A 16,371-nucleotide genomic window follows, 5' to 3' on the forward strand; every position below is an offset into this window, starting at 1 on the left:
ATCAGTTTGTTAGGATAGCGGCTTTTGCAGCGCCTGATGCTGCCCACCGGTACTTTACAGTATGTCTCCAGACGAATATTGCCAGCAGAAAGCCGCACAGAGCGGCTCCAGCTTTTATTACAGTTTCCTGTTCCTGCCGCAGGAAAAGCGCCGGGCCATTACTGCCCTGTACGCGTTTTGCCGCGAGGTGGACGACATCGTTGATGAGATTGCCGATGATATGGTGGCGCGCTCCAAACTGGCATGGTGGCGCAAGGAATTACAAGCCATGCTGAATGGCGAACCTACGCATCCGGTGACCAAAGCAATGCAACCGCATATGGCGACTTTTGATCTGCAGCCGCAGCACCTGATGGCGATTATCGATGGCATGGAAATGGATCTGAACCAGTCGCGCTATCTGGATTTCAACGGCTTAAAAAACTATTGCTGGCATGTGGCCGGTGTGGTCGGCGTGTTATCCGCCAGCATTTTCGGGATCAGCAATCCGCAAACCAAAGAGTTTGCCGAAAAACTCGGACTGGCTTTGCAAATGACTAACATCATTCGTGATGTCGGCGAAGATGCGCGTAAAGGCCGTATTTATTTACCGGTCAATGAATTGCAGCAGTTTCAGGTCAAAGCGGCTGACATTCTGAATGCGCGGCATACACCGGAATTCACACAACTGATGCAATTCCAGTATGAACGTGCATGCCAGTTGTATGAAGATGCCATGAATACCCTGCCTAAAGAAGACCGCCGCGCACAGCGTACCGGACTGATGATGGCGGCGATTTACCGCTCTGTGCTGGAAGAAGTGAAACTGGATGGTTTCCGCGTACTGCAGCACAAAATCAAACTGACGCCGATCCGCAAACTGTGGCTGGCGTGGAAAACCTATATCCGTGGCTGAAACTCAACAGCATATCGCCGTGATCGGCGCAGGCTGGGCGGGCTGCAGCGCCGCTGTCAGCCTGGTAAGGGATGGTCATCGTGTCACGCTGTTTGAAGCTGCACCGCAAGCCGGCGGCCGCGCCCGCTCTGTAAAGGTCAGACCGCAGACGCTGGATAACGGCCAGCACATTTTGCTGGGCGCTTACCGCGACACCCTGCAACTGATCCGTTCACTGGGTGGCGATCCTGAACAGCTGTTTCTGCGCCTGCCGCTGCAAATGGTGTATCCGTCCGCCTGCGATGGCATGTCGCTGATTGCACCGAAATTACCAGCCCCGCTGCATATGGCAATCGGCTTGCTGAAAGCCAGCGGTCTGACGCTGGCCGATAAACTGGCACTGGCGCGCTTTTCATCTGCTGCCAAATGGATGGGCTGGCAGTTACATACCGATGTCAGCGTGAATGATTTACTGGTGCAGTTTGAGCAAACTGAGCGTCTGGTGCGGCTGATGTGGCATCCGCTGTGCATTGCTGCGCTGAACACACCACCGGAACGCGCTTCGGCGAACACTTTTCTGGCTGTTTTGCGCGACAGCCTCGGTGCCGGCCGCGCCGCATCCGACATGCTGATCCCGCGCGCGCCACTCGGTGCGATCCTGCCGGAACTGGCAATCCGCTATTTGCAGCAACAGCATATGACAGTGCAGACAGGCATGCCGGTGCGTGCCCTGCATCGCCAGGGGGATCACTGGACACTGAGCAATGCAGAAGCAAGCTTGTCCGGCGAATTTGATCAGGTAGTAATTGCGACGGATATCCGCAATTGCCAGCGCTTGCTGGCCAGCGTCAGCGATGCAGACACAACGCCAGCCCTGCCGGATTATCAGTTTGAAGCGATCACCACGGTCTATCTGCAATATCCGGCATCTGTGCGGCTGGACCGCGCGTTCTACGCCCTGCCGGATCAGGCTGCCAGCCAGCATTACGGACAGTTCGTATTTGACCGCGGCTGGCTGGACCCCAAGCAAGCAGGATTACTGGCAGTGGTGATCAGTGCACCGTCCGCTCTCCCGGATGCGGAAACGCTGGCAGCGCTGGTTGCGCAACAACTCGCAACGCAAACCGGTATCAATGCACTTGCACAGCCGCTCTGGCATCAGGTCATCACAGAAAAACGTGCTACCTGGGCTTGTGCGCCGGGCATCAAACGTCCACAGCAAGCCACCGGCATCACAGGCTTATGGATTGCCGGCGATTACACCGATGCCGCCTATCCGGCCACGCTGGAGTCTGCGGTGCGCAGCGGTAATCAGGTGGCGCAACAGATACACGAAAGCCTGAAACAAGGCCGCTGAGGCTGACAAGGCTTCAGAATCGCCTGAAAATGCCCCAAATGCGGTGTTCTGCACAGCGATCCGGCGGTCGTCGGCAGAAAGTCCGGGCCTCCGGAAAAGACGGATGACGATATTTGCACAATGCAGTGCATTTTCCGGTTCGAAAATGCTTGTACAGACAGCGCCGCTCATCTGTCCTGCATAGCAATAATGGATAACGCTGCGGCAATCGAGGGCAAGTAACAATGATAAAAAAAACGGGTCAGCAACACTGACCCGTTTTTGTTTTTTACTGAATACGATGGTATCCGGACTCAGTTTGCTTTTTACTGCGAGCAACTGCAGATTCAGCTCAGATCATCGATATCGCGGATTTTTGCCATGGCTTCTTCAATACGATCGACGCCGACGATGTTCAATCCATCCACGGGTTGCTTCGGTACATTCGCTTTCGGAATCATCGCCACCGTAAAGCCCAGCTTGGCCGCTTCGCGCAAACGTTCCTGTCCGCGCGGCGCAGGACGGATTTCACCGGCCAGCCCGACTTCGCCAAACACCACCAGACGGCGTGGCAACGCTTTGTTGCGCATGGAAGAATGAATCGCCAGCAACACCGCCAGATCCGCTGCCGGTTCAGTAATTTTGACGCCGCCGACCGCATTGATAAACACATCCTGATCAGCCGCGGCCACGCCTGCATGACGGTGCAGCACCGCTAGCAGCATCGCCAGCCGGTTTTGCTCCAGCCCGACGGACAAACGCTTCGCATTCGGCGAAAACGCGGCATCCACCAGCGCCTGAATTTCCACCAGTAAGGGGCGCGTTCCCTCCTGCGTCACCATCACGCAAGAGCCGGGAACCTGCGTTTCATGCTGAGATAAAAACAAGGCAGAAGGGTTCGATACGCCGCGCAGGCCACGCTCTGTCATCGCAAACACACCGAGTTCATTGACCGCACCAAAACGGTTTTTGATCGCCCGGACCAGACGGAAACTGCTGTGTGTATCGCCTTCAAAATACAGCACCGTATCGACAATATGCTCCAGCACACGCGGCCCGGCCAGTGCGCCTTCCTTGGTCACATGACCGACCAGAATCATGGTGATATTGCTGGTTTTCGCCATACGGGTCAGTTGCGCCGCGCATTCGCGCACCTGCGCCACAGAACCCGGTGCCGACGTCAGCGCTTCGGAATACAGGGTCTGAATCGAATCGATCACCACGACTTGCGGCTGATGCTCGGCCAGTGTTTGCAGAATTTTTTCGAGCTGAATTTCTGCCTGCAACTGTACTCCGTTGGCATCCACCGCCAACCGTTTGGCACGCAGTGCAATTTGCGCACCGGATTCTTCGCCGCTGACATACAGCACTTTGCGGATACGGGCCAGATGCGACAGTGCTTGCAACAGCAAGGTGGATTTACCGATACCGGGATCACCACCGATCAGCACCACTCCGCCGGGAACCAGTCCGCCTCCCAGCACGCGGTCAAACTCTTCCATCGAAGTCGAAAAACGCGGCACGTCTTCCGCTTCAATATCGGTTAAGTTCATGACCGGCGCCGTCTGCGCCAGACTTTGCGGACGGGAAGCGGCAAAACGGTTATTCGCGCTTTCCATGATGGTTTCCACCATCGTATTCCACTGCCCGCAAGCCGGACATTTACCTGCCCATTTCGCAGAAATACCGCCGCATTCGGTGCAGGTGTACTGGGTCTTTGCTTTTGCCATACGATGCCGTCAGAAACTGGAAAATACTGATATTTTAACCAGTATTCGACGCAGAACTTGTTTTATTTCCGCTGTCTTTCCGGTTTTTCATGGTATAAAGCTCACCCAACACAGTTTGTAACAGGCTCATACCCAGCATGAAACGTGGTTTTTATATGATTATGGCGGCGCAGTTTTTTTCGTCGCTCGCAGACAATGCTCTGCTGATCGCGGCGATCAAACTGCTAGCATCCATGGAATCACCCGGCTGGATGACGCCGTTACTGAAACTGGTATTCGCCCTCTTTTACGTCTTACTTGCTGCATTCGTCGGTGCTTTCGCTGATGCATGGCCGAAGGGTAAGGTCATGTTTATGACCAACCTGATCAAAGTCGGCGGCTGCGCACTGATGTTCATGCATGTCCATCCGCTGATCTCATATGCGGTGGTCGGACTGGGTGCAGCAGCTTACTCTCCGGCCAAGTATGGCATTCTGACGGAACTCTTACCTGCCGAAAAACTGGTTGCGGCAAATGGATGGATCGAAGGATTAACCGTCCTGTCTATTATCATGGGAACGGTACTGGGGGGAAGACTGGTCAATCCGGAAGTCGCTGCCGCCCTGCTTGCTTTCGATTTTCCTGTAATCGACTTCGGAATCAATACGTCACATGAAGCGGCCCTGACCGTAATCGCGGGGCTGTATGCAGTGGCTGCATTGTTCAACCTGCGCATCCCGCATACCGGGGCAGTCTATGAACACCAGCATACCAATCCTATACGTCTGATTACCGATTTCGCGAACTGCTGTACCGTACTTTGGAAAGACAAACTGGGGCAGATTTCGCTCGCAATCACCACACTGTTCTGGGGTGCAGGTGCGACGCTCCAGTTTATCGTACTGAAGTGGGCAGAAGAGTCACTGAATATGCCGCTCGATAAAGGAGCCAATCTGCAGGGCGTTGTTGCCATAGGTATTGCGCTGGGCGCAGTTGGTGCAGCAAAAATCATTCCTTTACGTAAGTCTCTGAGCGTCATGCCGATGGGTGTTGCGATGGGTCTGGTAGTGACGACGATGATATTCATCCATAACGTGGCGCTAGCTTATCCGCTGCTGATACTGGTAGGCGTGCTGGCCGGCTTCTTCGTCGTACCGATGAATGCCTTGCTGCAACATCGCGGACACGTACTGATGAGTGCAGGTCACTCAATCGCAGTACAGAATTTCAATGAGAATTTGTCGGTGCTGACCATGCTGGGTCTGTACGCACTGATGATCAAGCTGGATCTGAATGTGAAAACCGTGATTGTAATGTTCGGTTTATTTGTTGCCGGCTCAACCTATCTGGTGATGCGCCGTCATGCGGCAAACCAGCGCGAATTTGATTCCGTGGCACTGATCGGTGAGCACAAACACTGAACTGGCTGATTAAGCCATCGATTCCGATTGCCGCTGTAACGCAAGTTCAGCGGTAATTGCTTTTTCTGCCCAGCTGTCCGGTATGACCATCGCCCTGCCGGACTCCAGCCATTGCCCGTTTTGCTCCTTCAGGATTGCCAGCATATAAGGTGCTTCCTGCTTTTGCCATTCTGCCTGCAAGAACGGCAGGCATTCTGCGCCGGTACGCACTTCAGATTCAGGGCAAATTGCCGGTGCCAGCCAGGCCATTTTAGGTAACAGACATGCCGGTTCCTGCAGGGCCGCCAGCTCGCCCATCGTCAGAATCAAGCCGCGTGCATGCTGAGGATGCAATCCCGGTGTATGCACATCCGCATTATGCGGACGGTAAAACAGCCAGCCTTTGATCATCGCAGCAGCGGAAAACACCGGCTGATCCAGTACGGATCGCGCCAGTGCCGTTTGCCCCAGTTGCATTTGCTGGCGTAACATTTTCGGGATTTTCAAACCCAGCGCATCGGCGAGATTCGGCCCAAGAAACTGCATCAGTCCGGCATCCGGCTGATGCTGACGGCACAGGTAAAACTTGGTTGCCAGCTCGATATGACGATATCCGTCGTTCGCAGCCAGCAGAAAATCAAACTCACCGGCAGTGATGCCTTTTTCGTTGTGAATCTGTACGCCACGACGAAAAGCCAGCCCTTCCGTCTGCAACGCAAATGCCAGCAATTGCTCTGCATACAAACCGAGACGACGCACCGGCTTTTCTGCAAGAAAAGCATCCAGCTCTGCTTGCACGGCTGCAGGGTCACTTTGCAAACGTTGCCACAAACGCGGGAATTGCAAGACGGGGTTCAGTGCAGCCCCATGCCAGCAAGGGGCATGCTCGTCCAGTAAAGGGGGAGACAACAGCAGCCAGCACAGCGCGCGCAATGGATACGAAGCGTAGCTGTGCCAGCCGGACGGAACAGAATCCACGTTTATTCAGGCGAAAAATGATCCAGTGCCAGACATAAATCCTGCCAGGCTTTGGCTTTGTCTGCCGGTTTGCGCAGTAAATATGCCGGATGGTAAGTTACCACCAGTGGGATGCCATTCAACCGATGGGCGCGTCCGCGCAATTGTCCGACCGGCGTCTCCGGACTCATTCCGAGCAGACTGACCGCCGCCGTTTTACCCAGCGCGATAATCATGCGTGGTTGAATCAGCGCAATCTGACGCTGCAGATACGGCAAACAGGCCGCCACTTCCTCTGCTGATGGCGGACGGTCGCGGCCATTGTCATCGGTAGGACGGCATTTCACGATATTGGCGATATACGCACGCTGCCCGCGGGCGATACCGAGTGCGCGCAACATATTGTCGAGTAACTGACCCGCAGCACCGACAAACGGCTCGCCTTGCAGGTTTTCGTTGTAACCGGGACCTTCACCGACAAATAACCACGGCGCAGCAGAATCGCCGACACCAAACACCGTATTCGCCCTGCCCTGACACAAACCACATTGCTGACAGGAAGCAACTTCTGTTTGCAATGTCTGCCAGTCCATAGACTGAATACGCGATACCCGGGAGCTGTCTGAAGGCTGAACATCCGCAACCGGCAGGAACATCAATTCCTCAACAATGCTGTCATCCGTACTGGCTGGCACCGATTCCGGTATCAGCAGCTCATCTGCCGCGGTAGCCACAGGCGCGGTATCTGCGGGAGTCATTTGCCCAGACTGCTTCATTACTTCGGCAAGTTCAGGTTGCTCAACTTCGGCTCCTGCGGATACAGCTGTTTCCGGAGCTTCCGCAGTTTCCGTTGTTTCTGCAAGTACAGGATGCTTGCTGAGCCACAAAGGCCCCAGCCCCATTTCATCGAAAACCCGTAACTGTTGGACTGCAGACGCCGGATTCATCAGAGTATTTTCCTCATTACGATTGCATCTTCGCGCGTATGTGCATCAACCGGGTAATAATTTTTACGTTTGCCGATTTCAGCAAATCCCGCCGACTGATACACAGAAATCGCCCTTGCGTTGGATCGACGCACCTCAAGCAATACCGATTCAAAGCCTTGCTCCAGACCATATTGCTGCATAAAGTCGAGCAGCACTCTGGCAAATCCATTCCCTTGCGCTTCAGGACGAACAGTAATATTCAGTAAATGCAATTCTTCCAGCACCGGCATCAAAAACATATAAGCAAGAATGTCGCCTTCGGTATTGCGCACGCCAAAGGCTGAATAAGCGGCGACAAAAGAATCTGTGAAATGCCCGCGCGTCCACGGATGGCTGTGAGCTTGTTCTTCTACCGGCAACAGGCAGTCAATATCTGCCATACTCAGTACAGAAACTTGCTGTGAAAGCATTACGGCCGTCCCTGCAATGCGCGCTCAGCCGTTGTCAGTGCAATTTTATTACGCAGATAGAGCGGCTCCGCCTCTGCAGCACTGACCGTTTGTCCGGATAAAAAGCGCTGACTGCCGATACGCGCCACGTCGGCAGCATGCGGACGCGCATGTACCAGCGGACAGCTTGCCGCAGCCTCCGGCAAGTCCAGTCCCGGTCCCAGCGCCAGTACCAGTGAAGGGTACTGCGCCAGCCAGTCCGACAGCAATGCGGCATCAATGGCGGTCAGTACCGGCGCAATCATCACAGTAACAGCCTGATTCCGGACGCGGCAGACAGCCGCATACATTTCTTTCATGCGCGCATCCAGCAAACACAGAAAGTCCGCATCGCCATGCTGTGCAGCAGCAGCCAGCGCCATAGCTTCCAGCGTCACTACCGGCACTACCGGCAAATCTGCGCCGTAAGCCATGCCCTGCACCAGCCCGCACGCGGTACGTACACCAGTAAATGCACCCGGTCCGCAACCGAATGCAATTGCATCACAATCCTGCAAAGCAATGCCGGCATCGCCGAGAAGGCGCTGCATGGCTGGCAGGCTGGCTTCAGAATGCGTTTCCGCAGAAGGGATATCAATGAAAGACAGTTTGCCATCGCGCAATAAAGCGGCAGAGGCAAACTCATTCGAGGTTTCTATTGCTAAAATTGTCGTCATTTCGCTATTGTACTTGCTTCATCCGGCACTGCGCTGCAGTTTGCGCACACAGCATGCATAATCTGCATTTGCTTTATGCCTGACAGGACATTTGCCACATCCCTGCATCTGACTATTATTTATGACCGTTTTATCTCTGCACCCTGACAGCATTCAGGAACATTTACCGAACAGCCGCTGGCTGGTTGCCTGCCTCTGCGCCGCGTGGTGCGATACCTGTAACGCCTATCGCAGTGCATTTGAAGCACTGGCAGAGAAACATCCGGACAAATGCTTTTGCTGGATCGATATTGAAGATCAGGCCAGTCTGGTGGAAGACATCGATATCGAAAACTTCCCGACAATTCTGGTTCAAGTTGATGATCAGATTGAATTTCTCGGAACAATGCTGCCGGATACCCAGCAATTGCATCGCATGATGCAATCATTCAGCGCACCGGAAGATGGCTCACGCAAACAATTTCAGCGAACATCACTGAACCAGCACGCACCGGATAACTGGAATCTGCGCAACAGTCTGCTGGCTATTTCCTGACACTTCGTCGTACGCTGCCATTGCATAGCGATGGCAGCAAAAGCTGGACACAATCTGATAAAACGCTTTCCGAAAACAAAAAAGGATCAGATTTTCATCTGATCCTTTTTCTTAATACTGGTGCGGCCGGCAGGAATCGAACCCACGACCCCTTGGTTCGTAGCCAAGTACTCTATCCAGCTGAGCTACGGCCGCGAAGACATGTATTATGCACGACTCCGGCTAAAAAAGCCAGTCCGCGACGGAAATTTCTTCATGCGCAACGCTTTTATCCGGAAAACTCACTGGCACGGAACAGCGCGACTAAATACGCAATTCTGCAATCGAATCATCGCTTCCATAGCTGCAATGTAAATTCGGGAACTCCCTGGGCCGCCTCGTTAATTGCGATATCCGGCAATTTCGTACTTCCCAAAAACTGCAGAAATGCAATCCAGCCTCAGTCATTTTCAAACGCGCAAAACAAAAAAGGACCAGATTTTCATCTGATCCTTTTTCTTAAAGCTGGTGCGGCCGGCAGGAATCGAACCCACGACCCCTTGGTTCGTAGCCAAGTACTCTATCCAGCTGAGCTACGGCCGCGCAGAGAACGAAACTATATCAGAAGCGATTGCAATTTTCCAGCCCCTACAGCAAAAAGAGCTTTATCCGCAATCGTCCGCCGGATACTCAGGACGCACGACGCAGACATGCGCAGTTTCGCCGGACAAAACAAAAAAGGACCAGATTTTCATCTAATCCTTTTTCTTAATACTGGTGCGGCCGGCAGGAATCGAACCCACGACCCCTTGGTTCGTAGCCAAGTACTCTATCCAGCTGAGCTACGGCCGCGAAGAACAAGATTATAGCCCAATGCGTTGCCAATTGTAAAGAGGTGGCAGGCAGGAATCAGATTTCCACCTGCGAACCGACTTCAATCACGCGGTTGCTAGGAATGCGGTAGAAGTCAGCAGCATCACGCGCATTGCGCGACATCGTCACAAACAACCACTCACGCCAGCCAACCATGCCGCTACCCGGACGGGACACGATCGTCTGACGTGCGATGAAGTACGAGGTCTCCATCGGCTCAAAGCTCAGTCCGTGCTGCGCGCACAGCTCCAGCGCATTCGGAATATCCGGCTCATTCTTAAAACCGTAATTCACATCGACCTGAAAACAGTTATGCCCGAGATCCGTTACCTGAATCCGCTCGTTAAACGGCACCCACGGAATCTCCTTATTACGCAGCGTCAGGAAAACAATGCGCTCATGAACAATCTTGTTGTGCGACAGATTATGCAGCAACGCATGCGGCACACCGTCTGCCTCACCACGCAGAAACACTGCCGTGCCCGGCACACGTACCGGAGGAGAAACAAACAGGGACTCCAGAAAATCTTCCAGCGGAATTGCATGCTTTTTCAGGTTCTCAAACACCAGCTCACGTCCGCGCTTCCAGGTAATCATGATGGTGAACATAATCACGCCGAGCAGAATCGGGAACCAGCCCCCGTGAAAGAATTTCAGAGCATTCGCGGAGAACAGAGAAATGTCGATAAACAGGAAGAAACTGGTCGACGCAAGACACAGCAGCAGATTGTATTTCCAGCCGTAACGAATCACGAAGAAAGTCAGCAGCGATGTCACCAGCATGGTGCCGGTTACCGCAATACCGTAAGCAGCTGCCAGCTTGGAAGACGATGCGAAGCCAATCACCGCAGCAACCACGGCTGCCAGCTGCATCCAGTTAATCGCCGGAATATAAATCTGACCAATCTCTTTTGCGGAAGTATGAATAATTTCCATACGCGGCAGAATACCCAGCGAAATCGCCTGCTTGGTCATAGAGAACGTACCGGAAATGGTGGCCTGAGAAGCAATCACCGTTGCCGTCGCGGACAAAATCACCAGCGGATAAATACTCCAGGCACCGAGCTGAGAATAAAACGGATTTTCAGCCGCTGCAGGATTAGCCAGCAGCAATGCGCCCTGCCCCAGATAATTCAGCGCCAGCGCCGGAAACACAATCATGAACCACGCAAAACGAATCGGCTTAGCGCCGAAGTGCCCCATGTCAGCATACAGCGCTTCTGCACCGGTCAGCGCCAGCACTACCGCACCCAGCGCCAGAAATGCCGCAAAGCGATGGCGATTCAGAAATTCCAGTGCACGGAATGGATTCAGCGCCTCCAGAATAACCGGATTCTTAATGATGTTATAAACACCCATCGCTGCCAGCGAGAAAAACCAGATCAGCATGATTGGACCAAACCATTTACCGATCCCCGCTGTCCCCTTGGATTGCACCGCGTACAACGCCACCAGTACAGTCAGCGTAATCGGCACAACGAATGGCTGAAATGCCGGCGTCGCCACTTCCAGCCCTTCGATTGCTGAAAGCACAGAAATCGCCGGCGTAATGACACCATCACCGAAAAACAAAGCTGCGCCAAACAGCCCGAGTACCAGCAAAGGAAAATGCCATGCCGATTTTTTACCGACCGATTCCAGTGCCAGCGCCGTCAGCGCCATGATCCCGCCTTCACCACGATTATGTGCCCGCAGAATCAGGGTCACATATTTGAGGGCCACGATAATGATTAAGCCCCACAAAATCAGAGAAACGACGCCAAAAATATTGTCCGGATTGACAGCCAGTCCGTGTTCCGCCGAAAAGATTTCCTTCATCGTGTACAGCGGACTGGTTCCGATATCACCATAAACGATACCGATTGCAGCCAGCGTCAGCGCTTTGAGGCTGCTTTTTCCATGTTCTGTTCCCAATTGCATACCTTGAAGTTAATGGTGCATTGCACAATAGGCCAATTCGGCGCGAAATTCAATCTTGTCATATGAAATTCACATTGAATAGAAAGTTTACGCAACACTTCCCGCCGGCACCGGAAAATTTACAGCATTTTTACGCGTTTTATGTCTGCCGCGCCGCGACATCCGACGGAGAGTGAGCGGGAAATGCACGACGGATGAAGCAGGATATATCAGACGAAACATGCCGACCCGGATTTTGGCGGCAAACAAAGGGAAGAAAAAGGAAGATATCGCAGACAGAAAAGAAAAAAGCCTCTGAACAGAGTTCAGAGGCTTATATTCTGGCGGAGACGGTGAGATTCGAACTCACGATCCAGGTTACCCCAGATGCCTCCTTAGCAGGGAGGTGCCTTCGGCCACTCGGCCACGTCTCCACACTAACGACCACATTACTGTGGATCGCAGTTGAGACCAAGATAATATCTGCTCAACCGCATTTGGTCAACTGCCCGCACACAAAATTGTGTTGATACGGGCAACTTTTTACGCGTTTTCCAGACCGAAGGCTTTATGCAGCGCACGTACTGCCAGCTCCATATATTTCTCGTCGATCAGGACGGAGATTTTGATTTCGGAAGTCGAAATCATCTGGATATTGATACCTTCTTCCGACAAAGTACGGAACATCTGGGACGCGATGCCAACGTGGCTGCGCATACCAACGCCGACCACGGACACTTTGGATACTTTGCTGTCGCCAACGATATTGGTTGCACCAACATGTTCACGCACACTGTCCTGCAATACCTGCATCGCTTTGTTGTAATCTGCGCGCGGTACGGTGAATGTAAAGTCTGTTTTGCCTTCAACGGACTGGTTCTGGATAATCATATCGACTTCGATATTGGCATCCGCTACAGGGCCGAGGATCTGGTAAGCAATGCCCGGACGATCCGGTACGCACAGGACGGTGATCTTCGCCTCATCACGGTTAAACGCGATGCCAGTGACGGTTGCTTGTTCCATATTTGTATCTTCCTCAAACGAAATCAGGGTGCCGGAAGCAGCTTCTTCTTCCAGCGGCATTAACGGGTCGGTCAGCGATGAGAGTACGCGGGTTGGCATGCGGTAGTTACCGGCAAATTCCACAGAGCGGATTTGCAAAACTTTAGAGCCCAGCGATGCCATTTCCAGCATTTCTTCAAAGGTAATGGTTTTCAGACGGCGGGCATCTGTCACCACACGTGGATCAGTGGTGTAGACACCGTCTACGTCGGTGTAAATCAGGCATTCCTGTGCCTGCAGTGCTGCCGCAACGGCAACCGCTGAAGTATCAGAACCGCCGCGACCCAGCGTCGTAATATTACCCAGATCATCCACACCCTGAAAGCCGGTAATAATCACGATGCGGCCGGCGTCCAGATCTGCCTTTACTTTCTTATCATCGATAGAAGAAATGCGCGCCTTAGTATAGGCAGAGTCTGTTTTGATCGGAACTTGCCAGCCCGCATACGAGACCGCATCTTTGCCGATTGCCTGCAACGCGATGGCCAGCAGACCGACAGAGACTTGTTCACCGGTTGCGGCAATCATATCAAGTTCACGCGGTGTCGGATCGGCGGACAATTCCTTTGCCAGACCCAGAAGACGGTTGGTTTCGCCGGACATGGCCGAAGGCACCACAACGATCTGGTGACCGGCATCATGCCATTTGGCAACGCGTTTAGCGACATTCCTGATGCGCTCGACTGAGCCCATCGAGGTGCCACCGTATTTGTGAACGATTAAAGCCATAGATGTACAAGACTGAAAGGGGGGTGAAAAAAAGCCGTAAATCAACCCCTAACTCTACATGCTGCCCTGCAAAATAACAAGGCAAAGCCCGAGTAAATTTTCTTAGGTTTTTCGATTTCAAAATCGCAATTTATCGAATTTTGTAAAGAAATCCTGCAAAAAAATGCCTGTTTACCGCTGTCCGGCGGCACACTTGTTGCAACTGGTCTGCACAGCCGTTTCTGATGCGGATTTCAATGAAAATATACCCCAGGGGGTATATTTAAAAGCCCGCGTATTTACTGAGACAATTGCCATGTTTTGCCACATACCCCCTGAAATTTCAGTAAAAAGCGGCACAGCTCAGTTGATGTGGCGAAGCTGCATGCCAATTCCTGCATAACAGGCACTGATATGCACCATATGCATCTGCGGTATATGGATATAAGAAATCAGTCGCTTAAACGCGGTTTTCGCGCACACCGGAAAAGCAGTAAACGATTTATCTGCTTCTGAACGAAAAAACGCCGTGGTGCTGTGCACAACGGCGCTTCATTTTTGCAGGTGTTCAGATATCACTAACGGTACGACACCGATACCGGAACACAGCTTACTGATCCTGTTCCGGTTTCACGCTGGCCGGATCGAGCTTACCATCCAGCAAATCGTACCAGCCTTCATGGCCCAGTTTACGCATCATCGCCATATTGCGGTCAAAGATGGCGGCGGCATCCGGAAACGCATCCACGGCGCGGTCTATGCTTTCTTCGCGCAGCAAATGCAGAGTCGGATACGGCGAGCGGTTGGTATAGTTTTCGATATCGCCCGGCTCCGAATCCGCAAACTGATAATCCGGATGGAAGTTCGCAATCTGCAGTATGCCATCCAGATCCAGCTCTTCCAGCAGCGCATCGGCGACATCCAGAAAATCATTAAAATCCAGAAAATCGTTCAGCACATACGGATGGATCAGCAGCGTGGTTTCGGTTTTCTCCGGATTGGCTTCGGCCAGCACTTCCAGTTCCTGCCGCAAGACTTCGACCAGTTCTTCCGGTGTTTCTGCCTCGCTGACGACATAGCGCACTTGCTGTTTGACATGCACCGCTTTGGCAAACGGGCAGAGATTGAGTCCGATCACTGCTTTTTCCAGCCAGTTGGTGGTTGCGGCAATGACCTGTTCGTTGGTGACACGACGTGGTGACATAAAGCTTCCTTTCTCAGATGGGGCGAAGAATAGCATGCCGCATTGCCCTGCCCCGATAAAAAAACCGGTACAGCCTGCGCCATACCGGTTTTTTTATGGATTCACTGCGTCAGCGCAAGCGCTGCTGTCAGCCTTTTATTCGCTGTACAGATCAGACTTCTTCGTACAGTGGCAGCGTCAGGAATTCGGCGAAATTGTCAGAGGTCGACATTTCTTCAAAAATCTGCGCGGCACGGTCGTATGTTGCGCCGTCACCGGCAACTGCTTTCACTTTGACCAGTTCTTCCGGAATCATGGCTTTCACCATCTCCGCAGTCACTTTACGGCCATCTTCCAGCACGCCTTTCGGTGTGCGTATCCATTGCCATACCTGAGAACGAGAGATTTCTGCGGTTGCTGCATCTTCCATCAGATTGTGAATCGGTACGCAGCCATTACCCGCCAGCCATGCACCCAGATAGTGAATACCGACGTTGATGTTGTAACGCAGACCGGCCTCAGTAATCGGCGTTTCCGGCTGGAAGTTCAGCAGATCGGCCGCTGTGGTTTGCACGTCCGGACGTTGTTTGCTGATTTGATTCGGCGCATCGCCGAGCACTTTTTTGAACTCGGTCATCGCCAGATCGACCAGTCCCGGATGGGCAACCCAACCGCCGTCGTAACCATCGGTCGCATCGCGGGCTTTGTCGGAACGCACACCGCCCATGGCAACTTCATTTTTCTCAGGATCATTTTTGATCGGGATCAGCGCAGACATACCGCCAATCGCCGGTGCATTACGTTTGTGGCAGGTTTTCAGCAACAGCAATGCATACGCACGCATGAATGGCGCGGTCATCGTGACTTTGCCGCGGTCCGCCAGACAGAAGTCGCGGTCGTTTTTGAATTTTTTGATACAGGAGAAGATGTAATCCCAGCGACCGGCATTCAGACCGGAACTGTGTTCACGCAGTTCGTACAGGATTTCATCCATTTCAAACGCCGCGACGATGGTTTCAATCAGAACGGTGGCTTTGATCGTGCCTTGCGCCAAACCCAGCTCGTTTTGCGCCATCACGAAAATGTCGTTCCACAAACGCGCTTCCAGATGGGATTCCATTTTCGGCAGATAGAAATACGGACCGGCGCCGCGTGCCAGTTGTTCTTTGGCATTGTGGAACAGGAACAGCGCGAAATCGAAAATACCGCCGGAAATGCGTTTGCCATCGACCAGCACATGCTTTTCATCCAGATGCCAGCCACGCGGACGCACCACCAGTGTCGCCACTTTGTCGTTCAGTACATAGTGTTTACCATTTTGTTCCAGACTGATCGTGCGGCGTACGGCATCGCGCATATTGATCTGCCCCTGAATCTGGTTATCCCAGTTTGGGGTATTTGAATCTTCAAAGTCCGTCATGTAGCTGTCGGCACCGGAATTCAGCGCATTGATCACCATCTTGCGCTCAACCGGGCCGGTGATTTCCACGCGGCGGCATTCCAGCGCTTTTGGCAGCGGCGCAATCGTCCAGTCACCTTCGCGGATATGGCGGGTGGATTCCAGAAAGTCCGGACGCTCACCGGCATCCATGCGTTTGGCGCGTTCGATGCGGGCTTGCAGCAGCGACTGGCGGCGCTCTTCAAATGCGCGGCTCAGTTTCGCGACAAAGCTCAGGGCTTCGGTGGTCAGAATCTGTTCATAGCCGGGTTTGATGTCGGCGGTAATCTGTACGCCTTCCGGCAAGCTGATTGTAGTCAT

At 53.1% G+C, this 16,371-nt stretch carries 13 protein-coding genes and 4 tRNA genes; 4 read left to right on the plus strand and 13 right to left on the minus strand.

Features of this window, described 5'->3' with window-relative positions; all coding sequences use genetic code 11:
• Positions 1 to 61 precede the first annotated feature (61 nt).
• Together hpnD and hpnE are read left to right on the plus strand one after the other, a co-directional pair.
• Positions 62 to 895, plus strand: coding sequence for a presqualene diphosphate synthase HpnD (gene hpnD / locus IE092_RS16010; RefSeq protein WP_189358226.1), 834 nt, complete (start codon positions 62 to 64; stop codon positions 893 to 895).
• Entirely contained in the window at positions 888 to 2,231 is a 1,344-nt protein-coding gene (hpnE, locus tag IE092_RS16015; RefSeq protein ID WP_189358228.1) for a hydroxysqualene dehydroxylase HpnE, read from the plus strand. The genes hpnD and hpnE overlap by 8 nt, the downstream gene beginning before the upstream one ends.
• A 326-nt stretch (positions 2,232 to 2,557) precedes the next feature.
• Here the strand turns inward: hpnE and radA are convergent, their stop codons facing one another.
• Positions 2,558 to 3,940: a DNA repair protein RadA gene (gene radA, locus IE092_RS16020; RefSeq protein ID WP_189358230.1), complete on the minus strand. Its 1,383-nt coding sequence runs from the start codon at positions 3,938 to 3,940 to the stop codon at positions 2,558 to 2,560.
• Between the two features lie 137 nt (positions 3,941 to 4,077).
• Between radA and lplT the strand changes: the two genes are divergently transcribed.
• A complete protein-coding gene (lplT, locus tag IE092_RS16025; RefSeq protein WP_189358232.1) occupies positions 4,078 to 5,340 on the plus strand; it encodes a lysophospholipid transporter LplT in 1,263 nt (420 codons plus the stop codon).
• A 9-nt stretch (positions 5,341 to 5,349) separates the two neighbouring features.
• Here lplT and IE092_RS16030 read toward each other — a convergent pair whose 3' ends face one another.
• From IE092_RS16030 to tsaB, 4 genes are read right to left on the minus strand one after another with little or no spacing between them, the layout of a single operon-like run.
• Positions 5,350 to 6,297 carry a DUF1853 family protein gene (locus IE092_RS16030; RefSeq protein WP_189358234.1) on the minus strand — a complete coding sequence of 316 codons (948 nt, stop codon included), beginning with the start codon at positions 6,295 to 6,297 and terminating at the stop codon, positions 5,350 to 5,352.
• A gap of 2 nt (positions 6,298 to 6,299) precedes the next feature.
• Complete coding sequence (locus tag IE092_RS16035; protein WP_189358236.1) at positions 6,300 to 7,223, minus strand: uracil-DNA glycosylase; 924 nt, start codon at positions 7,221 to 7,223, stop codon at positions 6,300 to 6,302.
• Complete coding sequence (rimI, locus tag IE092_RS16040) at positions 7,223 to 7,675, minus strand: ribosomal protein S18-alanine N-acetyltransferase (RefSeq protein WP_308427147.1); 453 nt, start codon at positions 7,673 to 7,675, stop codon at positions 7,223 to 7,225. Before rimI ends, IE092_RS16035 begins: the two co-directional genes overlap by 1 nt.
• The gene (gene tsaB / locus IE092_RS16045) at positions 7,675 to 8,370 is read right to left on the minus strand and encodes a tRNA (adenosine(37)-N6)-threonylcarbamoyltransferase complex dimerization subunit type 1 TsaB (RefSeq protein WP_189358238.1); all 696 of its coding nucleotides are present in this window, start codon (positions 8,368 to 8,370) and stop codon (positions 7,675 to 7,677) included. The genes rimI and tsaB overlap by 1 nt, the downstream gene beginning before the upstream one ends.
• Before the next feature lie 121 nt (positions 8,371 to 8,491).
• Between tsaB and IE092_RS16050 the strand changes: the two genes are divergently transcribed.
• A complete protein-coding gene (locus IE092_RS16050) occupies positions 8,492 to 8,905 on the plus strand; it encodes a thioredoxin family protein (RefSeq protein ID WP_189358240.1) in 414 nt (137 codons plus the stop codon).
• A gap of 118 nt (positions 8,906 to 9,023) precedes the next feature.
• On the opposite strand, the gene IE092_RS16055 is transcribed toward IE092_RS16050, so the two are convergent.
• From IE092_RS16055 to aceB, 8 genes are all read right to left on the minus strand, one after another.
• Positions 9,024 to 9,100: transfer RNA gene (locus IE092_RS16055), tRNA-Arg, on the minus strand.
• Between the two features lie 310 nt (positions 9,101 to 9,410).
• Positions 9,411 to 9,487: transfer RNA gene (locus IE092_RS16060), tRNA-Arg, on the minus strand.
• A 172-nt stretch (positions 9,488 to 9,659) separates the two neighbouring features.
• Positions 9,660 to 9,736, minus strand: a tRNA-Arg gene (locus tag IE092_RS16065).
• Positions 9,737 to 9,793: 57 nt separating this feature from the next.
• Positions 9,794 to 11,671, minus strand: a complete 1,878-nt coding sequence (locus IE092_RS16070; RefSeq protein WP_189358242.1) for a potassium transporter Kup — start codon at positions 11,669 to 11,671, stop codon at positions 9,794 to 9,796.
• Positions 11,672 to 11,998: 327 nt separating this feature from the next.
• Positions 11,999 to 12,090, minus strand: a tRNA-Ser gene (locus IE092_RS16075).
• A 109-nt stretch (positions 12,091 to 12,199) separates the two neighbouring features.
• Positions 12,200 to 13,450, minus strand: coding sequence for an aspartate kinase (locus IE092_RS16080; protein ID WP_189358244.1), 1,251 nt, complete (start codon positions 13,448 to 13,450; stop codon positions 12,200 to 12,202).
• Positions 13,451 to 14,039: 589 nt separating this feature from the next.
• Positions 14,040 to 14,633 (minus strand): DUF1415 domain-containing protein, encoded by a 594-nt coding sequence (locus IE092_RS16085; protein ID WP_189358246.1) that lies wholly within the window; start codon positions 14,631 to 14,633, stop codon positions 14,040 to 14,042.
• A 151-nt stretch (positions 14,634 to 14,784) separates the two neighbouring features.
• Positions 14,785 to 16,371 carry a malate synthase A gene (gene aceB / locus IE092_RS16090; protein WP_189358248.1) on the minus strand — a complete coding sequence of 529 codons (1,587 nt, stop codon included), beginning with the start codon at positions 16,369 to 16,371 and terminating at the stop codon, positions 14,785 to 14,787.

Source organism: Cognatundibacterium squillarum (assembly GCF_014652435.1).
In the GTDB taxonomy this organism is placed as follows: Bacteria; Pseudomonadota; Gammaproteobacteria; order Burkholderiales; family Burkholderiaceae_D; genus Undibacterium; species Undibacterium squillarum.